The organism is Candidatus Poriferisodalis sp. (genome assembly GCF_965203655.1).
Lineage (GTDB): Bacteria > Actinomycetota > Acidimicrobiia > Acidimicrobiales > Poriferisodalaceae > Poriferisodalis.
This window is the reverse complement of sequence record NZ_CBDBDD010000009.1, coordinates 983,949-1,008,932: the sequence shown is the minus strand read 5'-3', so window position 1 is coordinate 1,008,932 and position 24,984 is coordinate 983,949. Positions and strand designations below refer to the sequence as shown.

Annotated in this window: 19 protein-coding genes; 10 read left to right on the top strand and 9 right to left on the bottom strand. The window is 68.2% G+C overall.

What is annotated here, in order from left to right:
- Window positions 1-15: 15 nt before the first annotated feature.
- Both ACOGW9_RS15900 and ACOGW9_RS15895 read right to left on the bottom strand, forming a co-directional pair.
- Window positions 16-2,310, bottom strand: a complete 2,295-nt coding sequence (locus ACOGW9_RS15900) for a N,N-dimethylformamidase beta subunit family domain-containing protein (RefSeq protein WP_419912979.1) — start codon at window positions 2,308-2,310, stop codon at window positions 16-18.
- A 45-nt stretch (window positions 2,311-2,355) separates the two neighbouring features.
- A complete protein-coding gene (locus tag ACOGW9_RS15895) occupies window positions 2,356-2,763 on the bottom strand; it encodes a rhodanese-like domain-containing protein (RefSeq protein WP_419912977.1) in 408 nt (135 codons plus the stop codon).
- A 165-nt stretch (window positions 2,764-2,928) separates the two neighbouring features.
- On the opposite strand from ACOGW9_RS15895, the gene ACOGW9_RS15890 reads away from it, so the two are divergent.
- Window positions 2,929-5,310, top strand: coding sequence for a hydantoinase/oxoprolinase N-terminal domain-containing protein (locus ACOGW9_RS15890; protein ID WP_419912975.1), 2,382 nt, complete (start codon window positions 2,929-2,931; stop codon window positions 5,308-5,310).
- Window positions 5,311-5,404: 94 nt separating this feature from the next.
- Here the strand turns inward: ACOGW9_RS15890 and ACOGW9_RS15885 are convergent, their stop codons facing one another.
- Window positions 5,405-6,925, bottom strand: coding sequence for an amidase (locus ACOGW9_RS15885; RefSeq protein ID WP_419912973.1), 1,521 nt, complete (start codon window positions 6,923-6,925; stop codon window positions 5,405-5,407).
- 218 nt (window positions 6,926-7,143) lie between these two features.
- On the opposite strand from ACOGW9_RS15885, the gene ACOGW9_RS15880 reads away from it, so the two are divergent.
- The 6 genes from ACOGW9_RS15880 to ACOGW9_RS15855 all read left to right on the top strand — a co-directional run bounded on the left by ACOGW9_RS15880 (window position 7,144) and on the right by ACOGW9_RS15855 (window position 14,110).
- The gene (locus ACOGW9_RS15880; RefSeq protein WP_419912971.1) at window positions 7,144-8,769 is read left to right on the top strand and encodes a flavin-containing monooxygenase; all 1,626 of its coding nucleotides are present in this window, start codon (window positions 7,144-7,146) and stop codon (window positions 8,767-8,769) included.
- A 28-nt stretch (window positions 8,770-8,797) separates the two neighbouring features.
- Window positions 8,798-9,949 (top strand): acyl-CoA dehydrogenase family protein, encoded by a 1,152-nt coding sequence (locus ACOGW9_RS15875; protein ID WP_419912969.1) that lies wholly within the window; start codon window positions 8,798-8,800, stop codon window positions 9,947-9,949.
- Window positions 9,946-11,067, top strand: a complete 1,122-nt coding sequence (locus ACOGW9_RS15870; RefSeq protein ID WP_419912967.1) for an acyl-CoA dehydrogenase family protein — start codon at window positions 9,946-9,948, stop codon at window positions 11,065-11,067. The genes ACOGW9_RS15875 and ACOGW9_RS15870 overlap by 4 nt, the downstream gene beginning before the upstream one ends.
- A 38-nt stretch (window positions 11,068-11,105) precedes the next feature.
- Window positions 11,106-11,930: an enoyl-CoA hydratase/isomerase family protein gene (locus ACOGW9_RS15865; protein WP_419912965.1), complete on the top strand. Its 825-nt coding sequence runs from the start codon at window positions 11,106-11,108 to the stop codon at window positions 11,928-11,930.
- A 76-nt stretch (window positions 11,931-12,006) separates the two neighbouring features.
- Window positions 12,007-13,254 carry an acyl-CoA dehydrogenase family protein gene (locus ACOGW9_RS15860; RefSeq protein WP_419912963.1) on the top strand — a complete coding sequence of 416 codons (1,248 nt, stop codon included), beginning with the start codon at window positions 12,007-12,009 and terminating at the stop codon, window positions 13,252-13,254.
- A gap of 28 nt (window positions 13,255-13,282) precedes the next feature.
- Window positions 13,283-14,110: an acyl-CoA thioesterase gene (locus ACOGW9_RS15855; RefSeq protein WP_419912961.1), complete on the top strand. Its 828-nt coding sequence runs from the start codon at window positions 13,283-13,285 to the stop codon at window positions 14,108-14,110.
- Between the two features lie 15 nt (window positions 14,111-14,125).
- Here ACOGW9_RS15855 and ACOGW9_RS15850 read toward each other — a convergent pair whose 3' ends face one another.
- From ACOGW9_RS15850 to ACOGW9_RS15825, 6 genes are all read right to left on the bottom strand, one after another.
- A complete protein-coding gene (locus ACOGW9_RS15850; protein WP_419856011.1) occupies window positions 14,126-14,569 on the bottom strand; it encodes an ArsI/CadI family heavy metal resistance metalloenzyme in 444 nt (147 codons plus the stop codon).
- A gap of 57 nt (window positions 14,570-14,626) precedes the next feature.
- On the bottom strand, window positions 14,627-14,887 hold the full coding sequence (locus ACOGW9_RS15845) for a hypothetical protein (RefSeq protein ID WP_419912959.1): 261 nt from the start codon (window positions 14,885-14,887) through the stop codon (window positions 14,627-14,629).
- Window positions 14,888-14,920: 33 nt separating this feature from the next.
- On the bottom strand, window positions 14,921-15,964 hold the full coding sequence (locus ACOGW9_RS15840; RefSeq protein ID WP_419912957.1) for an RCC1 domain-containing protein: 1,044 nt from the start codon (window positions 15,962-15,964) through the stop codon (window positions 14,921-14,923).
- Window positions 15,961-16,095 (bottom strand): hypothetical protein, encoded by a 135-nt coding sequence (locus tag ACOGW9_RS15835; RefSeq protein ID WP_419912955.1) that lies wholly within the window; start codon window positions 16,093-16,095, stop codon window positions 15,961-15,963. The genes ACOGW9_RS15840 and ACOGW9_RS15835 overlap by 4 nt, the downstream gene beginning before the upstream one ends.
- Window positions 16,096-16,243: 148 nt before the next feature.
- Window positions 16,244-17,278: an RCC1 domain-containing protein gene (locus ACOGW9_RS15830; protein WP_419912953.1), complete on the bottom strand. Its 1,035-nt coding sequence runs from the start codon at window positions 17,276-17,278 to the stop codon at window positions 16,244-16,246.
- Window positions 17,275-21,192 (bottom strand): S8 family serine peptidase, encoded by a 3,918-nt coding sequence (locus tag ACOGW9_RS15825; protein WP_419912951.1) that lies wholly within the window; start codon window positions 21,190-21,192, stop codon window positions 17,275-17,277. Before ACOGW9_RS15825 ends, ACOGW9_RS15830 begins: the two co-directional genes overlap by 4 nt.
- Window positions 21,193-21,516: 324 nt before the next feature.
- Here ACOGW9_RS15825 and ACOGW9_RS15820 point away from each other — a divergent pair, with 324 nt between their 5' ends.
- The 3 genes from ACOGW9_RS15820 to ACOGW9_RS15810 all read left to right on the top strand — a co-directional run bounded on the left by ACOGW9_RS15820 (window position 21,517) and on the right by ACOGW9_RS15810 (window position 24,803).
- Window positions 21,517-22,296, top strand: coding sequence for a 2-keto-4-pentenoate hydratase (locus ACOGW9_RS15820; RefSeq protein WP_419912949.1), 780 nt, complete (start codon window positions 21,517-21,519; stop codon window positions 22,294-22,296).
- Window positions 22,293-23,318, top strand: a complete 1,026-nt coding sequence (locus ACOGW9_RS15815) for a D-2-hydroxyacid dehydrogenase (protein WP_419912947.1) — start codon at window positions 22,293-22,295, stop codon at window positions 23,316-23,318. The genes ACOGW9_RS15820 and ACOGW9_RS15815 overlap by 4 nt, the downstream gene beginning before the upstream one ends.
- 150 nt (window positions 23,319-23,468) lie before the next feature.
- Window positions 23,469-24,803 (top strand): bifunctional o-acetylhomoserine/o-acetylserine sulfhydrylase, encoded by a 1,335-nt coding sequence (locus tag ACOGW9_RS15810; protein WP_419912945.1) that lies wholly within the window; start codon window positions 23,469-23,471, stop codon window positions 24,801-24,803.
- The last annotated feature ends 181 nt before the right edge of the window (window positions 24,804-24,984 follow it).

The window sequence follows — 24,984 nt, the reverse complement described above, 5'->3', positions numbered from 1 at the left end:
GCCTCGTGCAGCCGCCTACGCAGCTGGCGGCGGGAAGGGCTCAGGATCGGCGAAGCGTCGCACCACGTTGGCCGTGATGCGTGCGACGTCGTTGTCGTAGCCGTCGCGGGCCAGCGCACCGAACCACGAGATCGAACCCACCGAGAACACCGCCCCGCCGTTGGGTGTTTCGTAGAACACCATGTCGGCGCGCACCATGGGATCGGGCGTCGGGAAGTCCACCGAGCCTTCGAACTCTTCCTTGGTGCGCAGCATGCCGGGCCCGAACGTGGTCGCCGAGGCCAGCATCACGGCGTGTTCGGGCGATCCCAGTCGCACGTCGTAGCGATCCAGCTCCTGGCCGGCGGCACCGCCGCCGAGCCCCGAGGTGCCGATGCGCTCGCCGGGCACACCTTCGAGGATCCACGCTGCCCTCGAGCCGTCCACCGCGGGATCGCGGACGAAGTACGTGGCCTTGTCGAATCCCTGCGCGGCGAAGCCGATGCCGCAGATCTCGTTGGGCGCCCGCCCCTGGCGCCGCCACATCCCGCCGTACTCGCCGCCCCAGGCGTGATAGCTCTCCCCCGGCCCGGTCTGCCAGTTGCGCACGCCGTCCTCGGCCCGGCGCAGTTCCATGGCACCTGGCCAGTCATCGCTGAAGGCCACCCTCCAGTAGAAGCCGTTGCCGCCCAGGTACATGAGCCGCCCGCCGTTGCGCTGCCAGTCGGCCAGTGCGTCCAGCATGGCGGTCGACCAGTACTCGGGGTGGCTGCCGGTCACCAGCACGCGGTACGGCGCGATGGCGTCGACACCCTCGACATGCAGGTCCTCGTCGGTGACGATGTCGTGGCCGATTTCGAGATGCGCCAGGAAAGCGTTGATATCGGTGTCGGGCGTGAAGTTCCAGCCGTCGGCGCCGGGGCGCAGATTCAGCACGGGCCGGCGGCGCGAGCTGAACATGACGCCGCTGCGGTCCGGGTGCTTCTCGTAGTGGCTGAGGCCGATCTCAGGGTGGTCCCGGATGTACGCATGCTCGGGACGCAGGCGAGCCTTGGTCGGGATGAAATCGGCGCCTTCGAACAGCATCCGGTGATTGGCGTAGGCCATATACGTGGCGGTCGGCATCAGCAATGCGACATCGGCCGTGCGTGCGCCGCGCGCCGGACGCACGAAGAACGGCACGCGGTCCTTGCCCGCATCGCCACGCACCCGGAAGGCGTAGATCCCGCTCGGCAGGTCCTCCGGCAACGTCGCCTCAACCGTGGTCTCCCACCCGGCGTCGTACAGATCGTCGTGATGGAAATGGACGGCGTCGAAGTGCGACGGATTGTCGGTCCACCGGTGTGCCGTGCCGTCCCATGTGGGTCCGGTGACCGCTCGTGTGGGCAATTGATGCAAAACGATCGGCCCGCAGGCTGGATCGTCGGCGGGCACCGTCCGTCCGGTCATGTCGGCGGCCAGATCCCACGACACGGTGGCGTCGCCGGTGCGGAGCGTCGGTCGCGCCAGCCGTCCGTCGAAACGCTCGCCTCCGGGTCCCGCCGCGAGCCACAGATCGGTCAGAGTGAGGGCAACCGCGTCGACCGGCGTCGCCACGCTCGCCATGGCACCGACGCCGCTCCGCGAGATGTCGCCATGTGCCGCCCCGGCCAGTTCCGCCGCCAGCTTCGAGACCGTCAGGTCGCTCAGCCGGCTTCCCTCCACCGCATCGCGCCCCGGCGAGTCGGACACCGCCGTGGTGACTGCTGTGCTCAGGGTTCCGGCATCGAGGTCCAGTTCGGCGTCGATCAGGTACCACCGGTTGCGGGTCAGCGGCAGCTCGTCGGCCACCACTTCGACTTGATCGCCGAACACCCGCGCCGACACGACGGCGCGTCCGCCGGAGAGGTCCACACGCAGTGCCTCGATTGCCGCTGAGTCCGGCGGCGTGCCCGCCGCGTGCGCGCACAGCGTCGCAATGCGCGCCGGCCGATCCGGCAGGGTGGGCATCAGCCAGACCCGGAGGCCGAGTCGGCGCGCGCTGGGCATGCCGTCAACCGCAGCGACGCCATACGAGCCCGGTGTGAGCGGCTGCTCGTCGAGGGTCACCGACCATCCACCGGCCGCGGGGGTCGGTCGCTCGTCGAAACCGGGTCCGTAGCGGGTCGGGTCGCCGCAGACGATCCTTGTGACGTCGACGTCGGCCGGTCCGGGCTGGTGCGATGAGGCCATCAGCCGGATCGACTCGCCCGCACGCAGCGTCCACGGCTCGCAATACCCGGTGATCTGCTTGGGAGGATCGGTATCGGAAGTGTCGGGCGCGTGCATGTCAGGCGCGGGTGACTGTGTCATGAGGTTGTTTCGAAGTTGCTCAGCAGGCTCGGCTGCGTGCAGAGCTCAGCGCTGAGACCTGAACGTGTCGTAGTCGGTCACCGGCATGCCGTCGGCCCGCCAACCGCCGAAGCCGGTCTCGACATGGCTGACCTTCCCGACGCCCATGTCCTGCATGGTGTCGGCAGACAGCGCCGAGCGTGCGCCGCCCGCACAGCACAGGATGAACTCCCGGTCCTCCAAGAACTCCTGCTTGCTGTAGGGCGAGTCGGGTGAGACCCAGAACTCGAGCATGCCCCGGGGCGTGTGCATCGAGCCGGGGATGGCGCCGTCTCGCTGGAGCTCGCGCACGTCACGAATGTCCACGATCAGCGCTCCCTCTTCGGTGACACGACGGTGCGCCTCCGCCGGCGAGATGTTGTCGATACGGGTCTTGGCCTCGGCGACCATCTCGTTGACTGACTTGACGCCCATCGGTTCCTCCTCGTGGCGCTGCGACTGTGCTCGTTGGGCAGCCGCCGCCGCTTCGCAACGAACGCAGCGGGACGCCATCGTGCAGTCTCACCGACGCGAGCGCCTGAGTCCACTCGATGCCCTGCTCTGCACTTGGAGAGGACGAACGCTGGCACACTTGCAGCGGTGACAGCGCCGCTCCGGACGCCGCCAGGCCGCTTCTGTCTAGGCATTGACACCGGCGGCACGTTCACCGATGCCGTCGTGTACGACCACGCCACCGACCAGGTCATGTCGGCGGCCAAGACGCCGACACGGCACGAAGATCTCTACGGCTGCGTGGTCGAGGCGATGACGAGCGTGCTGGCTGGCGGTCGCAGCGCTTCGGACAGCACCGTCAGCGCTGCCGACATCGGGCTCGTGGCGGTCTCCACGACGCTGGCCACCAACGCGCTCGTCGAGGGCGCAGGGAGACCTGCTGCGCTCATTGCCATCGGTTTCGAATCGGAGACGCTGGTCCGCGTCGGGCTGCGTGCTGGCACCGGCGATAGGCCGGGCACGCGAGCCAGCGAGGACGACCGTGATCGGCTGACCGGCAGCCTCGCGTCGGCGCCGGTCGTGGTGGTCGGCGGTGGTCACGGCGCTCACGGCGACGAACGCGACCCGCTCGATCTCGGCGAGCTCGCCCGTGAGCTCGACCGCATCGACGCGTCGGTCGAGGCGTACGCCGTTGCGGCGCAGTTCAGCGTCCGCAATGCCGCCCACGAGCTGCAGGCCCGCGATGCCATCCGCGACCGCACCGGCAAGCCGGTGACCTGCAGCCACGAGCTGTCACCACGGCTCGGCGGCCCCCGGCGGGCAGTGACGACGCTGCTCAACGCACAGCTCATCTCGATCACCGCCCGCTTCACCGGGGCGATCCGGGCGGCAATGGAATCGCTCCAGCTCGACGCCCGCCTCATGGTGGTGAGGGGAGACGGCTCCCTCGTCTCGGCAGACTTCGTGACGCAACGACCGATCGAGACCGTGCTGTCGGGTCCCGCAGCCAGCGTCATCGGTGCCCGCCACCTCGCGAGATCCTCAACGACGGGGCACGACACGCTCGACACCGGCGCTCTCGTGGTTGACATCGGCGGCACCACCACCGACATCGCAGCGATTCGCGACGGCGCCGCCATAGCAGCCGACGGCAGCGATGAAGCTGACACCGCCACCGTGGGCGATCACGCCACGATGGTCACCGCACTGCCCACCGTGACGGTGGGCCTCGGCGGCGACAGCGAGATCCGGATCCCGGTCAACGGGAGTCGCGGCGAGCTGGCTGTCGGACCGCGCAGGGTGGTGCCGCTGTGCGTCGCTGCCCAGCGGCATCCCGACGTCGTCCTGCCGATGCTGCGACGCCAGCTCGAAACCGAGCGGCCGCTCGCCGAGTTCGGCCAGGTGCTGCTGCAAACTGCATCCGGTGCATCGGCCGGGCACCTCAGCGGCCCCACGGGCCAGAACAACCTCGACAGCGAGATCATGCGACTGGTCGACGGCGCCGGCGGTGCGCTTCCGCTGGAGCACCTCAAGCGGTCGGCCCGCTGGCGCGGCGCCCTTGAGCGACTCGAACGCGGTGGCCACGTGCGACGAGCTGCACTGACACCGACCGACGCCTGCGTGGTGCTCGGCTTGATCGACGCCGAAGCCGGGGCCCGAGCGGCCCGTGAACCCGTATCGAATCGAGACGGGGAGCAAGAGCAGAAAGCACCGTGGGATGCAGCGGCTGCCCGGGCCGGTGCCGAACTGTTCAGCCGCCAGCGCGATCGCTACGGCGTCGACGTCGGCAGCGATGCCGCCGATCTCAGCCGCCAGGTCATGAACATCGCGCTGCGCAGCGCCACCGAAGCACTGCTCAGCGTCGCGCTCGGTGCAGACGGAATAGCCCCGGGCGAAACCAGGCGGCAGCTCGCACAGACCGCCCTCGACCGTCGGCATCGGGAACTGGAACGAGCCGTCGCCGATGAGCCCGGCGACACCCACGGCGAACGCCGAGCCAACCCGCTGTGGGGTTTGCTCGAATCCAGCGGGTCAGCAAGCGTGCCGATCGCGGAGGATGCCGCCGCGACTCCGCCCGATCGCGCTCCGCTCGCCCGGGTCGATGCCGGTGTCGGGGTTCCCATCGTTGCCATCGGCGCTCCGGCTCCCACCTACGCCCCGCTCGTCGGCGCACTGCTCGGCACCGAGGCAATCGTTCCGGCCCATGCCGAAGTGGCGAACGCGGTCGGCGCTGCGGTCGCCCGCGTGAGGATCACCAAGCAGGTCACGGTGACCGCGCCACGCCGCGGCAGCTACCGGGCCCACTGGGGCGACGACCCTCCGGTCTGGCACAGCCTCGACGAAGCCCGCGAGTGGGCAACCGCCCAAGCGGCAGCGGCCGCCCGAGCGGAGGCTGCCGCTGCAGGTGCCGGCGACGCCGCCATCACGGTCGACTGGACGACGCGCACAGCGCCGAGCAACGGCCGCGAACTCTTCGTGGAAGCGACGCTGCGCGTCACCGCCACCGGCAGACCCGACAGCGCGCGCTGAGCGGCGAAGCTGCCCGTCGCAGCACCGGCTGCCCCAAGCCCGGTCGGCGCACACGGTCCGCCCCGGCTGCGATGTCGCTGTCCAGCTCTGCCGTTCACCGGGGCGGAGCAGCGGCGTGCACCAGCCGGCCTTCGGTCCGGCAGGCAGTCTCCACAGACCCCAACCAGTCCACGTCGGGCACCGGTCGTGCAGTCACCGGATCGTCGGCGAATGCCGCTTCCAGCGCTGCAGCAATGCCCAGCAATCGCCGGTCGCTGTAGCTCGGGCCGACGATCTGCAGGCCGAACGGTGTGCCCTGGCCGTCGAGGCCGCACGGCAGCGCCGTGGTGGGGTGGCCCACCACCGTGAGGGCAGCCGACAGCCCCAGCCACGCCATGTAGTTGCGAACGGGCTGGCCGTCGATCTCGGCGGGATACAGCTGGTGCCAGTCGAACGGCGGCACGCTCACTCCCGGGCAGATCAGCACGTCGTATGTATCGAACAGCGCGTCGGTGGCGCGGAACAGCTCCACCTGGCGCCGCCGCGCCTTGGCGATGTCGAGCACCGTGGTGCTCAGCGCTTCGTCGTAGGTGGCGCGGATGTTCGGGTTGAAGCCGCCATCGGGCCCGGCGGCCTCGGGGTCGAACTTGTGGATGCTGCGGTGGTAGTTGGTGGCGAAGATGTCCGACCGGAGCTGCCAGTCGACGTCGAGCGCATCGCTGAGATCGATGTCGGCCTCGTCGATTGAGCCCACGATCCCGGCGAGCCGTTCGACGCGGTCAGCAAACACAGTCCGTACGGCTCCGGAGACCAGCAGCCCGCCGAGGTCGGCACTTACGCCGACCCGCAGCGATGCCGTATCGACCGCCGGAAGATCGGCAAATGCCGCGGCATCGAGCGGGAACGCCATGGGGTCGCGCCGGGCGTCGCGATCGCGGCCCGCGATCACTGACAGCAGCAGCGCCGCGTCGGCGACGGTGCGGGCCATCGGTCCCGACACGCTGTAGTTGGTGCGGCCGATCGTGCGCTCGTCGTGAGCCACGGTGCCAGGTGTGGAGCGGTGGGCGACCACACCGCAGTACGAGGCCGGGATGCGCAGGCTGCCGCCGTGGTCCGACCCCGTGGCCAACGGCGCCATCCCGCATGCCAGCGCGACGGCTGAGCCGCCGGAGCTGCCGCCGCAGGTCAGCGACGGATCGAAGGGGTTGCCGGTGGCACCGAAGAGCCGGTTGACGGTGTTGGCGCCGATGCTCAGCTCGGGCGTGTTGGTCTTGCCGGTGATGACCGCCCCGGCCGCCCTGACGCGCGCCACAATGCCGTCGTCGGCTTCGGGAACGTTGCCGGCGAACGGCACGGCGCCGTAGGTGGTGGTGAGCCCGGCCGTGGCCTGGATGTCCTTGATCGCCACCGGCAGACCCGCCAGCGGGCCGAGAGGCTCCCCCCGTGCGCAGGCATCGTCGATCGCCAGGGCCTGGCGACGAGCTGCGTCATCGCCGCGAACGACGAGGGCGTTGACCGCCCCGTCGGTGGCATCGGCCCGTTGCAGGCACGACTCCAGCAATTCGCGCGCAGAGATCTCGCCCGCGCTCAGCAGCGCTCGCGCATGCGTGGCATCGAGGTCGCAGAGCTCGCTCATGCTGTGGAGCGTGCCACAGCAGACCGCCACCGGCCGCGCTCGCGCGGAGGCGGTGTGGGTGATCCCCCGTCGCGCCGGTCATTGCTGTCCGCTGTCGTCCGCAGTGCTCACCGGCTGCGCGCGCCGCGGCTTCGCCCTGCGACACCCGCTCGCCCGCCTTGCTCGCGGGCCGCTCCGGACCCGGCTCGGCGTTCGCGTCGTCGGTAGTCTCTGCGGCGATGAGCGGCACCGACGGGGTCAGTTCGAACGGCAACGCGCCAATGGTCCATGACGTCGTCGTCGTGGGTGCCGGCTTCGCCGGGATGTACTCGCTGCACAAGCTGCGCGGGCTCGGCTTCGACGTGGCCGTCGTTGAACGAGCCGACGGCGTGGGCGGCACCTGGTACTGGAACCGCTACCCAGGCGCCCGGTGCGATGTCGAGTCGATGCAGTACTCCTACTCGTTCGACCCCGAGCTCGAACAGGAGTGGGAATGGTCGGAGCGGTACTCCGGCCAACCCGAGATCCTCCGGTATGCCAACCACGTAGCCGACCGGTACGACCTGCGGCGCGACATCCACTTCGAGACCACGGTCGAGCGCGTCGACTGGGACGACGATGCCCGCCACTGGCATCTGCAGACCGATCGGGGCCTCTACCGGGCGCGCTTCGTGGTGATGGCCACCGGCTGCCTGTCGACCACGAACATGCCCAACTTCGAGGGCGCAGAGACCTTTGCCGGGCCCACGTACCACACCGGCAATTGGCCGCACGAAGGCGTCGACTTCAGCGGCCTGTCGGTGGGCGTCATCGGCACCGGCTCGTCGGCGGTGCAGGCCATCCCGGTCATTGCCGCGGAATGCCAGGAGCTGACGGTGTTCCAGCGCACGCCGAACTACTCGGTCCCGGCGCGCAACGAGCCGCTCGACCCTGGCGAGCAGGCTCGCTGGAAGTCCAACTATCGCGAAATGCGGGCCAAGATGCTCGAGCAGAACGCCGCGATGGTGCAGCGGCTGCCCGACGGTGAAGAACTCGCAAAGGAAGCAGACGCGGCGGAGTTCTACGACCGCATGCAGCAGCGGTGGGACGTGGGCGGCTTCACCTTCTACCGGGCGTACAGCGACATCGCCTTGGACGCCGAGTCGAACGACCGGGTGGCCCAATTCGTCCGCGACAAGATCGGCGAGGTCGTCGATGACCCCGATGTCGCGGCCAAGCTCACCCCGCACAACACGATTGCCTGCAAGCGTCCCTGCCTCGACACGAACTACTACGAGACGTTCAACCTGCCGCACGTGCAGCTGGTGGACGTGTCCGACACGCCCATCGAGCGCATCTCGCAGGCCGGCGTGGTCGTCGACGGCCGGGAGTATCCGGTCGACGCCATCGTGTACGCCACCGGTTTCGATGCGATGACCGGAACGCTGCTGCGCATGAACATCACCGGGCGTGGCGGTATGCGGCTGGCAGATCACTGGGACGCTGGTCCGCGCACCTATCTCGGCTTGGGTGTGGCGGGCTTCCCGAACATGTTCACGGTGTCGGGGCCCGGCAGCCCATCGGTGCTGACCAACATGATCCCGTCCATCGAGCAGCACGTCGACTGGATCTCGCGCTGCCTTGTCGAACTGCGCGAGCGCGGCACCGCCACCATCGAGCCCGAGCCCGATGCCGAGGCTTACTGGGTCGACTACGTCAATGCCGTGGCCGACCTGACGCTGTATCCCACGTGCAACTCGTGGTACCTGGGGGCGAACATCCCCGGCAAGACGCGCGTGTTCATGCCGCTGCCGGGCTTCCCGCCCTATGTCGAGGTGTGCGAAGACGTGGCGTCCGACAACTACCGCGGCTTCGCCCTGGCTTAGTCACACTTCTTCCCGCGGAGGCCTGCCGATGAGATTCACGCCCACCGAATTGACCGGTCCGGAGCTTGACCTCCAAGCCGAGGTTCGCGAGTTCCTAGCGGCCGAGCTGCCGCCCGGCACCCACGAGCCATGCCTGGGCATGGCTGCCGATCACGACCGGGAATTCTCGGCCAAGATGGCGGACCGGGGCTGGGTGGGCATGGCGCTGCCGTCGCGTTGGGGCGGCTCGGACCGCACCGCCGTGCAGCGCTTCATCGTGGTGGAGGAGATGCTGCGCTGGGGCGCACCGGTGGGGCACCACTGGGTGGCCGACCGCCAGACCGGCAACGTGATCCTGAAGTTCGGCACCGACGAGCAGCGGGAGCGGTTCTTGCCGCCGATCTGCCGGGGCGAGCTGGGCTTCTCGATCGGCATGAGCGAGCCCGACAGCGGCTCAGACCTGGCCTCGGTGTCGACCCGGGCCGAGCGCTCCGACGACGGTTGGGTCGTGAACGGCACCAAGATCTGGACGTCGAACGCGCATATGAATGACTGGTTCATCTGCCTGCTGCGCACCGCGCCGATGGAGGATGGCAACAAGCATGCGGGCCTGTCGCAGTTCCTGATCGATCTGCGCTCGCCGGGCCTCGAGATCAGCCCGATCCCGTTCCTGGACGGCAGCCATCACTTCAACGAGGTGACGTTCCACGACGTGTTCGTGCCCGACGTCAACGTGGTGGGCCAGCCGGGGATGGGCTGGCACCAGAACACCACCGAGATGGCGTATGAACGCGGCGGCCCCGACCGCTGGCTGTCGCCCTTCTCGACGGTGGAACAATTGCTGCGCGAGGCAGCCGGCACGCCGATGGAAGATGCTGTGTCTGGCCTGTTCGGCGAGCTGGCGGCTCGCTGGTGGGGCATCAGGAACCTGTCGCTGTCGGTGGCGCGGCTGATCGACGAGGGCGAGGCGCCGTCGGTGGAGTCGGCGCTGGTGAAGGAGATGGGGACCCGCTACGAGCAAGAGGTCGTCGAGAAGCTGGTGCAGCTCATCGACGAGGAATACTCGCCGGAGTCCGAATCGCTGTTCGAGCGGCTGCTGGCGCAGTGCGTGGTGACGTTCCCGGGCAACACGATCCGGGGCGGAACCATCGAGATCCTGCGCTCGGTCGCCTCGAAGGGTCTAGAGGGGTTGCCGGCATGACCGTCACTACCGCTCCCGAGCCGGTCGTGGTCGACGAGCTGATCACCGAGACGGCCGACCGGCTGTTTGGCGAGCTGTGCACCCACGAAGCGGTGCAGGCCGCCGAGGACAGTGGCGGGGCACCCGACATCTGGGACGCGTTCTGCGAGACCGGCTTCGACTTGATCGCAGTCCCCGAGAACGCTGGCGGATCGGGCGGCACGCTGGCTGAGGCCATCGAGGTGCTGCGCCTGGTCGGCTACCACTCAGCACCGATCCCGGCTGCCGAGAACGGCATCCTCGGCGGCTGGCTGCTCGCCGAAGCCGGCCTCGAGCGCCCCGATGGTCTGGTCACGGTCATCCCGCCCCGCGCAGCCGGCGGCGGCTGGTCGGGTGACGGTGCGTGCTCGGTGAGCCTCAACGGCGACGGCACCGCCGTGCTGAGCGGCGAAGCCCACCGAGTGCCGTGGGCGCGCAGCGCCACGGCGATCGTGTGCGTCTGCGAATGCGGCGGGCGCACGACCGTGGTGTCCGTACCGACCTCGCAGTGCAAGATCACACCGCTGCCGAACATGGCCGGTGAACCCCGCGACACTGTCAGCTTCGATGGCGCGACCGGACGAGCGGCACCGACGCCCGACGGCGTCGACGCCGGAACCCTGGCGCAGCGCGGCGCGCTGTCGCGCGTCGCGCTGATGGCCGGCGCGATCGAGAAGATGTGCCAGCTCACCGTCAGCTACACCAACGAGCGGGTCCAGTTCGGCCGTCCGGTGGCGCGCTTCCAGGCGGTCCAGCAGCACCTGGTCTGGGCCGCGCAGGATGCGGCGCTGGTACGCATGGCCGCCGAGGTCGCGGCCCGCGAAGCCACACGGGGCGATGCGCCGTTCGAGATCGCCGCCGCCAAACTCATCGCCAACCAGGCGGCGGCCCGGGCCACCAAGGCCTGCCACCAGGCACACGGCGCCATGGGCATGACCCAGGAATACCCGCTGCACCACTTCAGCCGCCGGCTGTGGAGCTGGCGCAAGGAATACGGCTCTGATGCCCACTGGTCGGCCGTGCTCGGCGACATGGCCACCGGCATCGGCGCCGACGGCCTCTACCCCCTCATCACCAGCGGCACCGCCGCCTTGGCCTGAGTGGAGCGCTGCGGGGGCGGCGCATCTACGCTCGCCGCATGCGCATGGATGAGAGCACCTTTGACGAATTCGGCGAGTACGGGGATGTCTCGGTCAAGCTGAGCGATGACCACGTGGCGGTCGTGGAGATTCACCGGCCACCGAACAACTTCTTCGATCTGGAGCTCATCGACGGGCTCGTCGCCGCGTTCGGCGACCTCGACGAAGAGGACGGCTGCCGGGCCAGCGTGCTGTGCTCGGAGGGCAAGAACTTCTGCGCCGGCGCCCAGTTCGGCTCCGACGGGCGGCGAGGCGGCGAGATCACCGCCACCAACTCCGACGGCAGCCCACGCCACCTCTACGACGCAGCCTTCGACCTGTTCTCCAAGCGCAAGCCGGTGGTCGGGGCCATCCAGGGAGCGGCGGTCGGCGGCGGCTTGGGCGTGGCCTGCTTCCCGGACTTCCGCATCGCGGCCCCCGAGGCCCGCTTCACGGCCAACTTCGCCCGGCTCGGCTTCCACCACGGCTTCGGGCTGACCGTGACGCTCCCCCGGCTGGTCGGCAACCAGCAGGCTTTGGACTTGCTCTACACCGGCCGGCGCGTCAAGGGCGACGAAGCCGTCGACATCGGGCTGGCCGACAAGCTGGTGCCGCTCGACGACCTGCGCCAGGTCGCCTACGACTTCGCCTGCGAGATCGCCGGCTCGGCGCCGCTGGCTGTCGAGTCGATCCGCTACACCATGCGCGGCCACCTGGCCGATGCCATCAAGGTGGCCACCGACAACGAGAAGGCCGAGCAGGATCGCCTGCGCACCACCAACGACTGGCGCGAGGGTGTCAATGCCATGAACGAGCGCCGGACGCCCAACTTCACCCGAAGCTGATGCCAAACCTCGCTGCCGCCGCACGCACGCTGGACGCGGCACTCTCGGCACGGACGGCTTCCAGCGCAGACACGTGATGCCAACTTCATCGGAGACGCCAGCAGCGACGGTCGGCACCGACGGCGCCGCAACGAAGCTCACCGCAAACAACATCCGGGCGGCGCTGGACGGGCTGCTCGAACGTCGCACTGACCAGACGCGCCTGACGTCGATGGGAGCGGGAAGCGACGACCTCGACGACGGCCGGGCCTACCTTGCGGCGACCGTAGACGGCGGCTGGCATGTGCCGACCTGGCCCGCCACCCATGGCGGCCGCGATGCCTCAGTGGCCGAGAACCAGCTCATCGGCTCGGTGCTGCGCGAGTACGTGGTGCCCGACCTCTACCCGTTCGCCATCGGGCTCGGCATGGTGGGCCCGGCCCTGCTGGCGCACGGAACCGCCGAGCAGCAGGACCGCTGGCTGCGGCCGATCGCATCGGGCGCCGAGATCTGGTGCCAGATGTTCTCCGAGCCCGAGGCCGGCTCGGACCTCGCCAACGTGGCCTTGAGCGCAGTGCAGGACGGCGAGGTGTGGCGGCTCGGCGGCCAGAAGACCTGGACCAGTCGGGCGATGTGGTCTGAGTGGGCCATCTGCCTGGCTCGCACCGATCCGGACCAGCCCAAGCACAAGGGACTCACGATGTTCGTGATCGCCATGGGCGCACCCGGCGTCGACGTGCGGCCATTGCGGCAGATGAACAACGATGCCCACTTCAGCGAGGTGTTCGTGGACGGCGCTGTCGTTCCCGACGCCTGGCGGGTTGGCGATGTGGGCGAGGGCTGGCGGGTTGCCATGACGATCCTCTCCCATGAGCGGGCCGGGGCCGGCAGCCGTGGCGGGGGCGACGGTGCGAAGCGTGGCGCCCGCGTTCCCACATGGATCACCGATCTGGCCGCGCTCGGGGCACTCGACGACAAGGTGAGACGCGACGAGGCCATGTCGATCTACGCCGCAGACATGGCATCGCGCTGGACCGCCCAGCGGGCGGCGGACGAGGCGCGGTCGGGCGGCAGTCCAGGACCGGCAGGCAGCGGTGCAAAGCTGAGGACGGTGTCGTCGTACAAGCGGCGCGCCTACCTGGCGAATCGCGCCGCGGGAGCCGCAGGCATGCTCGAAAACGGTCACGGCCACATCGAGACGGTGACGGCACCGTCGATGTCGATACGGGGCGGCACCGACGAGATCCAGCGCAACATCCTGGGCGAGCGAGTGCTGGGCCTCCCCGGCGAACCCCGCCTCGACCGCGATGTGCCTTGGCGCGATTCCCGAAAGGGAATGCTGTGAGCCAGCGCGATTCCCGCAAGGGATTGCTGTGACCAGCGGCATCTCGGCGCCGACCACGTACGGCGAGGTCATGTTCCTCGAGCAGCACGGCCCCGATACCTACGTCGGCGTCAGCCCCGAGTACATGTGGGGCCGGATCTACGGCGGGCAGGTCATTGCCCAGGGCCTGTGGGCGGCGTTCCAGACCGTCGACGAGGCGTTCGTGCCGCACTCGGTGCACGCCTACTTCATCCGCGGCGGCACCCTCGACGAGCCGGTCCGCTACGAGGTGGACCGCCTGCGCAACGGCCGCTCGTTCTGCACCCGGGCCGTCGTGGCCCGCCAGAGCGGCGGCGCCATCTTGAACCTGTCGTGCTCGTTCCATGTGGCCGAGCAGGACGCCGAGGTGCAGACGGCACGCATCCCCCTCGCCCCCGACCCGCAGGACTGTCGCAACATCGACGAGGAGCGTTGGCCGTGGATCATGGAGCGCCGCCCGCTGCCGAGCCATCCGGGGGCGGGCCAGTCGATGGGCTGGGTGCGCATCATCGGTCCCATCGACGATGACCCCCGGCTGCATATCTGCGGGCTGGCGTTCACCTCCGATGCCATCCAGTTCAACGCCGCCCGCTCGCTGCACCCGCTGCAAGTGCCGCGCGAGCAGTACCAGGAGTCGTTCATGGGCGCGTCACTGGATCACGCAATGTGGTTTCACCGCCCTATGCGCGCCGATGAGTGGCACCTGTACCAGTTCGACTGCCACGGTCTCACGAGCGCTCGCGGCATGACCGTGGGCAACCTGTTCGCTCCCGACGGCAGCCACGTCGCAACGATCGCCCAGGAAGTGCTGCTGCGCGAGCGCCGACCTCAGAAATAGCGACTGCGGGCGCCGCTACGCGCAGCAGGCGTCTTCAGTGTCGCTGGGCCGTTCGACGCCGTCACCGCGTCGTGACAGCACCACGTTGTTCATCACTTCGACGTCACCCTGCTTCACGTACCACTCCCAGTCGATGCCGTGCGGATCGGTGGCCCAGGTCTCCACCTTCTCGGCGTAGCAGCACATCGTCTCGTCGATGGTGGAGGCGGTGAGGCCGGCCTCGACCATGCGGGCATGAGCCTGCTCCACCTCGCTGGCGGACTCGGTCTCGACCCCGAGATGGTTGATGGTGCCCCCGTCGCCGGACGACTCGAACAGCACCAGCTTGAGAGGCGGCTCGTCGATAGCGAAATTGGCATAGCCCTCGCGCCGCTTGGCAGGCTCGGCGCCGAAGAGCCGCGAGTAGAAGTCGACCGCATCGTCGATGTCGTCCACGTTGAGTGCCAGCTGCAACCTCATGGGCTCACACTACGGCGAGCACCCTCTGCCGCAAAGGACGATGTCGGACATCTGAACTCACGGCCTCCGGCCAGCGCGAACGCTGAGTTCGCTCAGAGCGGCGTCAGGCCGCGGCACGATCACGGGGTAGGTGCGCTCAGTGTCGTTGTAGGGGTGGGTGGAGGTGACGGTGACCGGTCGCCCGCCGGTGAGGTCAACCTGGTGGCCGGCGAGCGCAGGGCGGCTGTCTGGCGGGGTGATCTGACCGAGGTCGTCGCGCCCCCAGCACGTCACATGACCGCTGCCGACACCGGCCTGCGCGGACGCTGCGGCGTTCACGGACGTGTCACATCGGTGAGACGACGACTCGGCTCATCGGTAATCCGGCTGCGGCCACTCAGGCTCGCGGTATGCGGGCATGTCGTCGAGCGATTCGGGCGGCCGATTGCCCCAGCACGCAATGCGCCCGTCGACACAGAGCGCACAATTGTCGCCGCCCAGCGAGATCTGCGTGTACGCGCCTGCTGGCGCCTCGCTTTCGCCAGACTCATTGAAACCCCAGCAGGCGATCGAGGCATCCGCATTCAGAGCACAGCTGTGGAAGCTCGAAGTGGCGAGCTGAACGTATTTGCCCGAGGGTGCACTGAGTTGGCCGAACTCGTCGTTCCCCCAACAGGAAACGGTGCCGCTGGTCGTCACCGCGCAGGAGTGAAAAGTCCCGACACCGACATCAGAGTAAGTACCGGCTGGCGCATTTGCTTGCCCGTCGTCGTTGTAGCCCCAGCAGACGATGGCGCCCTCGGCACCGAGCGCGCAGCCGAACGCTTCATTGATCGCGATGTCGGTGTACACGCCCTCGGGCGGTTCGGACTGCCCGTTGTGGTTCTCTCCCCAGCACTCGATGGCACTGCTCAAGGTCAGTGCACACGCATGATCAGCGGCAACGGAGATCTGGGCGTAGGTGCCACTGGGCGGCTCTGCTTGGCGGTCGTCATTGTTACCGCCGCAGCGCAACGTCCGGTCCACCAGTAACCCGCACACCGTGCGGTCTCCGATGTCGACATCCACAAATTGTCCGCCAATCCATGCCGTGTCGCTGTCGAAGATCGGTCGCTGGTCATACCAGCTGATTTGGCCAGCGCACATCACCGCGCCGTTGACGCTCAATCCGCATACCGACGCCAAGCCTGTGGAGATCCTGATGAAACGGTGGCGTGCGAGTTCATCGCGGCTGACGAAGTGCGCATAGGCACCGAGCGGCGGCGAGAGTTCCGCTTGGTCGGCGACAGCGGTCACGATGGGTTCGCCCCAAGCCCCGACCGGTTCATCATCTGTCCCACACGCTGCCGCCGCGAGCGCGGCGGCGCAGCACGCCAGCACGACGCGCCCGATGGTGGGGCGGGTTGTGGCGTTCACGGGCGTGTCAGGTCGATGGTGTAGATGATCTGGTTGACCGGCGCGCTGGGCAGTTCGCGCTTGACAACAGTGACGACCAGCCGGACGCGGGTGGTCTGACCCGCCGCCAGCCTGACCTGATGCCCGTCCACCGCGGAAGAGCTGTCCGTCGGCGTGATCTGGACATGAGAGTCAGCCCCGACAGCCGAGCAGGTTCTCTCGGTGCCGTCGTAGGTGTGCGTGACAGTGGCGGTGATAGTGACTGGCCGCCCGCCGATGATCGTGCATCTCGCATGTATCTCATCGATAGAGACGCTCGAAGCCTGCGGGCTCGTAGTTGAACGGCATGTCCTCGTCGTCGTGCATGGTTCCCCAGCAGTCGAGCTTGCGGTTAACGGTGAGCGCGCAAGTGTGCCGATAGCCAGCGGCTATGTCGATGTAGGTGCCGGGGGGCGCTTCGGACTGGCCCCACTCGTTATCGCCCCAGCACACCACATTGCTGGCCGGAGTCAGCGCACACGCATGCGACACACCGGCGCTGATATGGGTGTAGGTGCCGGGGGGCGCTTCGGACTGGCCCCACTCGTTATCGCCCCAGCACAGCGCAGCATCCCTGGTAGTGAGCGCGCACGTGAATCCGGCGCCAGCGCTGATATGGGTGTAGGTGCCGGGGGGCGCTTCGGACTGGCCCCACTCGTTATCGCCCCAGCACACCACATTGCTGGCCGGAGTCAGCGCACACGCATGCGACACACCGGCGCTGATATGGGTGTAGGTGCCGGGGGGCGCTTCGGACTGGCCCCACTCGTTATCGCCCCAGCACACCACATTGCTGGCCGGAGTCAGTGCACACGCATATCCGCTGCTAGCGACGACGCGGGTGTAGGTGCCCGATGGCGGCTCGGACTGCCGGTAGCCGTTGAAACCGCCGCAGCGCAGCGTGCCGTCAGCAAGCAGGCCGCACGCGAATCCGCTCCCGTTGGCAATCTGCAGGAATTCCGCGGTCTGCACCTCAGTCGGGGGCCGCGGATACAGCCCGACAATGCGCGGCGAGTCGTCACCGATGCAGGTGATGGCGCCGCCGATGAGCACACCGCAGGTGATCCAACGCCACGCGGAAATCTGCCTGAATTCGTGCATGAAGGGATCATCCGGCAGCACGTTCGCGTAGTCGCTCAGCGGCGGCGACAGATCGGCAGGGTCGGCGACCGCGGTCACAATCGGCGTGTCCCACACCCCGGTCAGCTCGTCGGCGCTGCACGCTGCCGCCGCGAGCACAGCAGCGCAGCACGCCAGCACGACGCGCCCGATAGTGGGCCGGGCTGTGGCGTTCACGGGCGTGTCAGGTCGATGGTGTAGATGATCTGGCTGACCGGCGCGCTGGGCAGTTCGCGCTTGACAACAGTGACGACCAGCCGGACGCGGGTGGTCTGACCCGCCGCCAGCCTGACCTGATGCCCGTCCACCGCGGAAGAGCTGTCCGCGGGCGTGATCTGGACATGTGTGTCAGCTGCGACGGCCGTGTAGGCAATCTCGACGAGATCGGTCGCAGCGTCGACGGTGGCCGTGTAGGCACCGGTGGCGGTGTCGAAGGCGGGGCTGAGACCGACCGCAGTGCCGACGGTGCAATCAGTGTCGCACGTCACCGGGCGGACGCTGAGCGTGTCGAGTGCGGCGTCGGGCCGAGGCACAGTGACGGTGTAGGTGCGCTCGGTGTCGTTGTAGGGGTGTGAGACGGTGGCGGTGATGGTGACCGGCTGCCCGCCGCTGAGGTCAACTTGGTGGCCTGCGAGGGTGGGGCGGCTGTCAGCCGGGGTGATCTTCACCGTGCCCGGCGGCGCGGTGAACGGCATCGACTCCGCAGTGACCGTCAGGTAGCCCGCAACAGGACGCGACGACGCAACATAGGCGCTGGTGTCGGGATCGAAATCGGCGACAATGCTCCCGGCACGCGCGCAGGCACTCGTGGGACAGTCCACGTGCAAACGGGTGAGCTTGCCCGCCGACGGCGGCGTGACCTGACCGAGGTCGTCGCGCCCCCAGCACGTCACATAACCGCTACCGCTGTCGGCTTGGGTGGATGCTGCGGTACGGCGCACGGCGCACACGTGGTCGTCGCCGGCGTCGATGCTGATGAAGCCGGTTCCCGCGGGCACGCCCGATACTTGGCCGTAGGTGTCATCGCCCCAGCAGGCCACGCCGGTGTCGGTGCGCAGACCGCAGGTGATATCGCGATGCGCACTCAGCGAGGTGAACTTGACCCCTGCTGGGGGCTGGGTAGCACCGGTGGATTCGGCCGCGTTGCGCCGCGATTCGCCCCAGCACACCGGGGTGCCGCTTCGGTACAGAGCGCAGCTGTGATAGCGGCCCGACGCGACCTGGGTGAAGCCGCCCGCCAAGGTCGCGGCCACGAGGCGGTGATCGGCCTGGCCGTCGTCGTTGTAGCCCCAGCACTCGATGTGCCCATCGGGCTTGACACCGCAGCCGTGCAACCAGCCCGCCGACAACTGCACGAAACGCGCATCAGCAGGCACCAGATGACGGCCGTCCCTGAACGGCGAACGGTCCGGAGGATGCATCCAACACACCGCCCTGCCGCCGCTTCGGGCTTGGCCCGCGGCCGGGACGGCCGTGTCGGGCCGCAGCCCGCAGGTAAACAGGTTCCCCACACTGACCTCGCTGAACGCCCCCCGAGCCGAATAGTCCAATGCGCTGCGGGTGGTGCCCAAACCCCAGCAGCGCGCCAAGCCCCGCCCGTCAGAGCCGCTGATGCCGTCGTCGAGAATCCCGCACGCGTGACCGCCGGTTCCCGGGGTGCTGAAGTCCTGGCTGGCCTCGATGCTGCGGTACTTGAGCTGCGGCGGCATCGACCGCCCGTCAGCGTCGTCGCCCCAGCACACCACCGCACCGCTGTGACGCAGAGCGCATGTGTTCTCCCCACTCGCCACCACCGACACGAAACCGCCCGCATGATCCGACGCATCCACAAGCTGCGCATCGAGCAGCCTGGCCAGCTTGGCCAGCGCAGCAGCAGGATCGACCACACCCCAGCCGAGTGCATCAGTGCGACCGGTCACACCAGCAGGCTGCCGCGCAGTCGACTGCAACGCCTCACGCATCAGCCCCGGCGTCGCCTGCGGGTGACGATTCAGCAGATGCGCCACCACACCGGACACGAACGGTGCCGCCATCGACGTGCCACTGTTGTCGCCCAGAGTGCACGGCCGAGTCTGCTTCAAGGCAGTACACGTATAGGCGCCCGCGATCGTGTGGCGATTAGCCGTCGGAAACGTGGACAGGATCCCGGCACCCGGAGCAGCGATGTCCACCAGTCGGTTCTCGCTGCTGAAGTCGCTGCGAGCACCATTGCGCCCGACCGCCGCGACCGAGATCACGTCGTGCTCATACAGCGACGGAAACAACTCACGGTGCTGCACCCCGCCACAAGTCGAGGTGTCCCTATCCGGGCCACGATGCTGTCGACCGCAGTTGCCAACTGCTGCGACGGTGACGATGCCTTGCATCGAGGCCGCGCGCAGTGCGAGTTCCAGCGTGTCGCCGCTGACACCTTTGCCAGGCAGTTCGGCCCCGCCGATGTTGACGGTTTCGCTGCTGGTGGTGGTCTTGGACAGCGACATGTTGATCACGTCTGCACCTGCGTTGATCGCCGCCGCGACTCCGGCCGTGATGCTTAGACCCAAGGTGCCTGTGGGGCAGTGCTCGGTCTCGAGCACCCGGATGGGCAGGATCGACGCTTTGGGGGCTACGCCAGCCACGTGCTGGTTCGTGGCACCGACCGAGGTGTCGTGCTCTGCGGCGATGATGCCTGCCACATGGGTGCCGTGGCCGTGCTGGTCGGTGTCGTGACAGCCGCCCAGACTGGACACAATCCTGTCGTCGAGATCGGGATGGGTGACATCGACGCCGGTGTCGAGCACCGCCACGACGATCTGGCGGCCGTCGTCGCTGTCGCCGTCATCGGGGTCGCCGTCGCCGATCCAGCCCGTCCACAGCCGGCTCATGGTCGGCTGGGGCAGGTGCCACTGCTCCCCGCCGCCGTCATTGTGGTGCGGGTCGGCATGAGAGCCGTGTGGGACGCCGTCCGCGTCACTGTGTGCCGGGTACACACCGCGCGGCGGCTCGCCCACGGCATGCACTGTCGCCTCGGCGGCGAGCAGCTCACGCACCTGCGCCACGGTGCGGCCAGCCAGCAGCACGTACTCCACCACCACGCACCCGCCAGCGATGCGCGTCACCTCCGCGACCGTCAGCGGCGCATCCGGGTCGTTGAGACCCGCGGGCGGCGGCACCACGGTGATTCCTTCTACAGACAACGCGGGCACCGCCGTGCAGTCAGCGGCAGTGTCGATCGACTCCACAGCGCTCGCTAGGCGCTCGAGGTCGATGCCCGAGCGGGTCGGCGCAGTGAACGCGTCGAACAGCGGTGCCCGTGGAGCCCGCGGCGTGACGGGGCCGTCGCCGGGCTCGCAGATGCCCGTGCCCTGAGTACCGCTGCCGAAGCTGATGCTCGAATACGCCGACACGGTGGCGCCGTTGCGGTCCTGGGCCCAATAGGTGACCGCGTAGCGGCCTGCTCTCGTCGGCGTGCCGCTCAGCACACGGCTCGCAGAATCGAAGCTGAGCCCCCCAACGACCTCAGCCAGCGGCCGAGCGGTGTCGTTGTCCCACAGGTGATAGCTCAGCGCCCCGGTGCCCCCATACGCAGGCGGCAGCACCACCCTGACCGGAACTCCCACCGGGCACTCATGAATGCCCCACCGCAACTGCCGCACCGACTTGTGGGAACCCGACACCTCCACCGCGCCGACGCTGCCCGCATCGAAGCTGACCGGCGGGTTGACCGCCACGACGAACGTCAGCGAACCAGCAGCACCGAGCCCGTCGGTGACCGTGTAGGTGACCGCTACCGGCACATCGGTGGCCACCGTCGGGATGCCGCGGATCACCCGGTCAGGGGTCATGTGCAGGCCCTCTGGGAGCCCCACAGCGCTGTAGGCATACGGCCACGTACCGCCCGTGGCCTCTGGCAGCCTCGCCAGCCCACCGCCAGCAAACCCGCCGAGCTGTTGAGTGGCGCGGACGCCGACGGTATAGACCCTCGGCGATACCGCCGCGTCTCCGAAGCTCAACGACGGCGCCTGTGCCGTCGCAGGCGACGAGACCGCAACACTCGCAGCCAGCATCACCACAGCGGCCACCGCACACACAAGCTTGCGTGTGCCTGCCATGTCGCCACCCGCGAAGGTCTCGACCCGGTTGCCTGCAAGGTGCCGGCGCGGTCGTTGTGTGATTCCCATGTTCGCAAGGCCTCGCTTGTCGTTCGATGGCAACGTCGCGGCCGAACTCACGCATTCAGCCGATGCCTACGGCACCTGTCAACGGCGACACGTGCAGTGCGCATGTGAACATGGCACATAGGTAACTTCCATATGTGTATTTCCGCTGATGAATTTCATCAGCGGAACGGCTGACAAGCGATCAGGCCGACTCCCCGGCCAATGGCGCGCATCGGGAAGGTTCTCCCTTCGGCGCATGTCCTAAGGTGCGCCGCTGTGACTCCGCCACGACCGCTCAACCCCGACCAACTCACGGCTGCCGATGCCCTCACCGCCTACTTCGTCGATGGAGGCGAGGCACCGGTCGACGCCTTCGCCGACCTGGGCTTCGAGGATGGGCTTGCCATCCAGTGCGAGATGCAGCGACGCGCTGTCGCAGCCGGCGCAGTGCACGCCGGCTGGAAGGTGGGGCTCACCTCGGACCGGGCTCGCACGACCGTAGGCATCGACGACCGGCCGTTCGGGCACGTCAACCGGGTGCTCACATCGCCAGCTGATCTGCCATCGGCAGAGATCCGAAAAGTGAGCATCGAACCCGAGATGTGCTTCGTGATCGGCGAGCGCATCGCCGGCGACGATGTCGATCCGGCCTCGGTGCCCGCCCGGATCGCGCAGGTCTGCGCCGGCTACGAGGTGAACGAGGCGCGGGTGGCCGTTGCGGGCAATCTCGCCATGCTCGTCGCCGACAACCTGACGAACTGGGCCATCGTGCGGGGCTCGGGTGTTGACGCACCTCCTGCGCCCGAGCTCGACCGCTGCGTGGTGACGGTGTCATGCGACGGCGAGGAACAGTTCAGCTGCACCGCCGCCGACGAGGTCGACAATCCCTACCTGTCGATTGCCCGGCTCGCAGCCACGCTGCACCGGCACGGCATGGCCCTGGAACCGGGCCAGAGCGTGATCACCGGCGCATATGCCCGCTTCCGGGCCGAACCCGGCCAGCACTGGGTGACCAGCTACAGCGGCATTGGAGACGTGGAGGCGACCATCTCATGAGTACTGCACCACCCGGCCCGACCGTCCTCGATGTGCCCGACGGGCCGCTCAACGTGCTGGTCACCAAAACGCTCACGCTGCCCGATGTCAGCCCCGCCGACGAAGCTGCCATTCGCGACGCAGCAGGGCCTGGTGCCGTGGTGAACATCGTGGACCGTGTGCGAGACGGCGTTCCGCTGGCCGCCGACGCACAGGTGATTCTCGGCATCGTGCCCGAGTGGCTGTTCGACGCAGCCCCGAACCTGCGCTGGATCCATGCGACGGCCTCGGGTGTCGACATGTTCATGTACCCGAAGTTCCTCGCCAGCGATGTGGTGCTCACCGGCGAGAAGGGACTGGTCGGCAGCCACCTGGCCGACCACGCGTTCGGCCTGCTGCTGGCGCTTGTCAGGCGCATCGCAACTGCGGTGAAGCTGGGCCCCGAAGGGTGGGACAACGATCTCCGCGAGCAGATGCGCTACAGCGAGCTGGAGCTGGAAGGCCTCACGATGGGCATCCTGGGATTCGGCGGCACGGGCCGGCACATTGCCCGCCGCGCAGCCGCGTTCGGCATGCAGGTGCAAGCCATGGACCTGTACCCGGTGCCGCCCGGCGAAGGCGTCGAGACGGTCGGCGGGCCCGAGTCGCTGCGGGACATCGTGGCCACGAGCGACGTGTTGGCTGTGGGGCTGCCGCTCACTGCCGACACCCGGTCGATGTTCGACGACGAGATGTTCGCCCTGATGCCCGACGGCGCGATCCTGCTGAATGTGACCCGCGGCGAGATCATCGACGGCCCGTCGCTGGAACGGGCGCTGGCCGAAGGCCGGATCGGCGGGGCCGCCCTCGATGTCGCTCCGGTCGAGCCGCTGCCTGCCGACAGCCCGCTGTGGGGGTTCGACAACTGCGTCATGACGCCGCACACCGCTGGGGCGAGCCAGCACCGCGCACGACGCAACCTAGAGCGCTTCTGCCGCAACCTCGTCGCCCTGCGAGAGGGCCGCCCGCTCGAGGGTGTCGTGGACAAGCAGACCGGTTTCTGAGACGGCGGCTGAGCCGCAAAATCCGACACTGATCTGTCACAGAAAATCCGACTGGACAGGTCGGGTTTTACCGGTACAGTGCTGCGCGCTCGGCAATCCCGCCGGGTCAGGCATAGCCCGCCTTATGGGGCGTAAGAAATGGAGCTCGTCATGAGCGAAACACCCACAGACCCACTCGCCGAGCTGGGATTCGAAACACGAATGATCCACGCGGGCCAAGCGCCTGACAGCGCCACCAACGCCCGCGCGGTGCCCATTTACCAGACCACGTCGTTTACCTTCGACAGCTCCGAGCATGCTCAGAACCTGTTCGGGCTGGCGGAGATCGGCAACATCTACACCCGGATCATGAACCCGACCCAGCACGTGCTCGAAGAGCGCATCAGTGCGCTCGAGGGCGGCGTGCGCACAGCGGTCGGGCTTCCGGGAGCGTTGGCAGTGGCCTCGGGCCAAGCGGCCGAGACCTTGGCGGTGCTCAACCTGGCGGAGGCAGGCGACCACATCGTGGCCAGCCCGTCGCTCTACGGGGGCACCTACAACCTGTTCCACTACACGCTGCCGAAGATGGGCATCGAGGTCACCTTCGTGGACGATCCCGACGACATCGATTCGTGGCGCGATGCGGTGCGTGACAACACCAAGGCCTTCTACGGCGAGACCATCGGCAACCCGAAGAACGACATCCTCGACTTCGAGGCGGTCGCCGATGCGGCGCACAGCGTGAACGTCCCGCTGGTCGTGGACAACACGGTGCCGTCGCCGTACCTGTGCCAGCCGCTGGCGCACGGGGCCGACATCGTGGTCCACTCGGCGACGAAGTTCATCGGCGGGCATGGCACGTCGATCGGCGGTCTCATCGTCGACGGCGGCACGTTCGACTTCGGGGCGTCTGGACGGCACCCGATGTTCACCGAGCCCGATCCCAGCTATCACGGGCTGGCCTACTGGCCTGCTCTGGGTGCCGGATCGTTCATCCTCAAAGCCAGGGTGCAACTGCTGCGTGACATCGGCGCTGCTGTGTCGCCCATGAACGCCTTCTTGTTCCTGCAGGGAATCGAGACGCTGTCGCTGCGCATGGAGCGGCACGTGGCCAACGCCGTGGCGGTGGCCGACTACCTCGAAGGCCATCCGCAGGTCGACTGGGTGCTGTACGCAGGGCTGGAGTCGAGCCCGTACAACGAGCGGGCACGCAAGTACCTGCCCAAGGGGGCCGGCTCGGTGCTGGCCTTCGGCATCGACGGCGGAACCAAGGCCGGCCAGAAGTTCGTGGAGAGCCTGCGGCTGCACAGCCACGTCGCCAACATCGGCGATGTGCGCAGCCTGGCGATCCACCCGGCCAGCACGACGCACAGCCAGCTCACGCCGCAAGAGCAGTCCGACACCGGCGTCGAGCCGAACCTGGTTCGGCTCTCCGTCGGCATCGAGACCATCGACGACATCATCGCCGATCTCGACATCGGTTTTGAGGCCGCAGCCAGCATCTAACGCTTGACATCAACGGCCGGCGGGCTGGCGGCTCAAGGCTGCCAGCCCGCCGTCTGATGCAATTCATGCGGGATAGCGCGGGGTAACTCCTGCTGGTTCCCGCGGGATAGATCCTGCTGCTTTTCGCAGGTTGCGCTAGCGGGCGGCGCCTGCGTCGCCGCAGCTGCGCGCAGCGAGGCAA

What these genes read in the sequence shown, in the direction of transcription:
- ACOGW9_RS15865 (WP_419912965.1), top strand. Translation starts at nt 11,106, where the DNA reads ATGCGCATGGATGAGAGCACCTTTGACGAATTCGGCGAGTACGGGGAT.
- ACOGW9_RS15810 (WP_419912945.1), top strand. Translation starts at nt 23,469, where the DNA reads ATGAGCGAAACACCCACAGACCCACTCGCCGAGCTGGGATTCGAAACA.
- ACOGW9_RS15900 (WP_419912979.1), bottom strand. Translation starts at nt 2,310, where the DNA reads ATGACACAGTCACCCGCGCCTGACATGCACGCGCCCGACACTTCCGAT.
- ACOGW9_RS15850 (WP_419856011.1), bottom strand. Translation starts at nt 14,569, where the DNA reads ATGAGGTTGCAGCTGGCACTCAACGTGGACGACATCGACGATGCGGTC.
- ACOGW9_RS15885 (WP_419912973.1), bottom strand. Translation starts at nt 6,925, where the DNA reads ATGAGCGAGCTCTGCGACCTCGATGCCACGCATGCGCGAGCGCTGCTG.
- ACOGW9_RS15860 (WP_419912963.1), top strand. Translation starts at nt 12,007, where the DNA reads ATGCCAACTTCATCGGAGACGCCAGCAGCGACGGTCGGCACCGACGGC.
- ACOGW9_RS15825 (WP_419912951.1), bottom strand. Translation starts at nt 21,192, where the DNA reads ATGGCAGGCACACGCAAGCTTGTGTGTGCGGTGGCCGCTGTGGTGATG.
- ACOGW9_RS15875 (WP_419912969.1), top strand. Translation starts at nt 8,798, where the DNA reads ATGAGATTCACGCCCACCGAATTGACCGGTCCGGAGCTTGACCTCCAA.
- ACOGW9_RS15815 (WP_419912947.1), top strand. Translation starts at nt 22,293, where the DNA reads ATGAGTACTGCACCACCCGGCCCGACCGTCCTCGATGTGCCCGACGGG.
- ACOGW9_RS15870 (WP_419912967.1), top strand. Translation starts at nt 9,946, where the DNA reads ATGACCGTCACTACCGCTCCCGAGCCGGTCGTGGTCGACGAGCTGATC.
- ACOGW9_RS15895 (WP_419912977.1), bottom strand. Translation starts at nt 2,763, where the DNA reads ATGGGCGTCAAGTCAGTCAACGAGATGGTCGCCGAGGCCAAGACCCGT.
- ACOGW9_RS15880 (WP_419912971.1), top strand. Translation starts at nt 7,144, where the DNA reads ATGAGCGGCACCGACGGGGTCAGTTCGAACGGCAACGCGCCAATGGTC.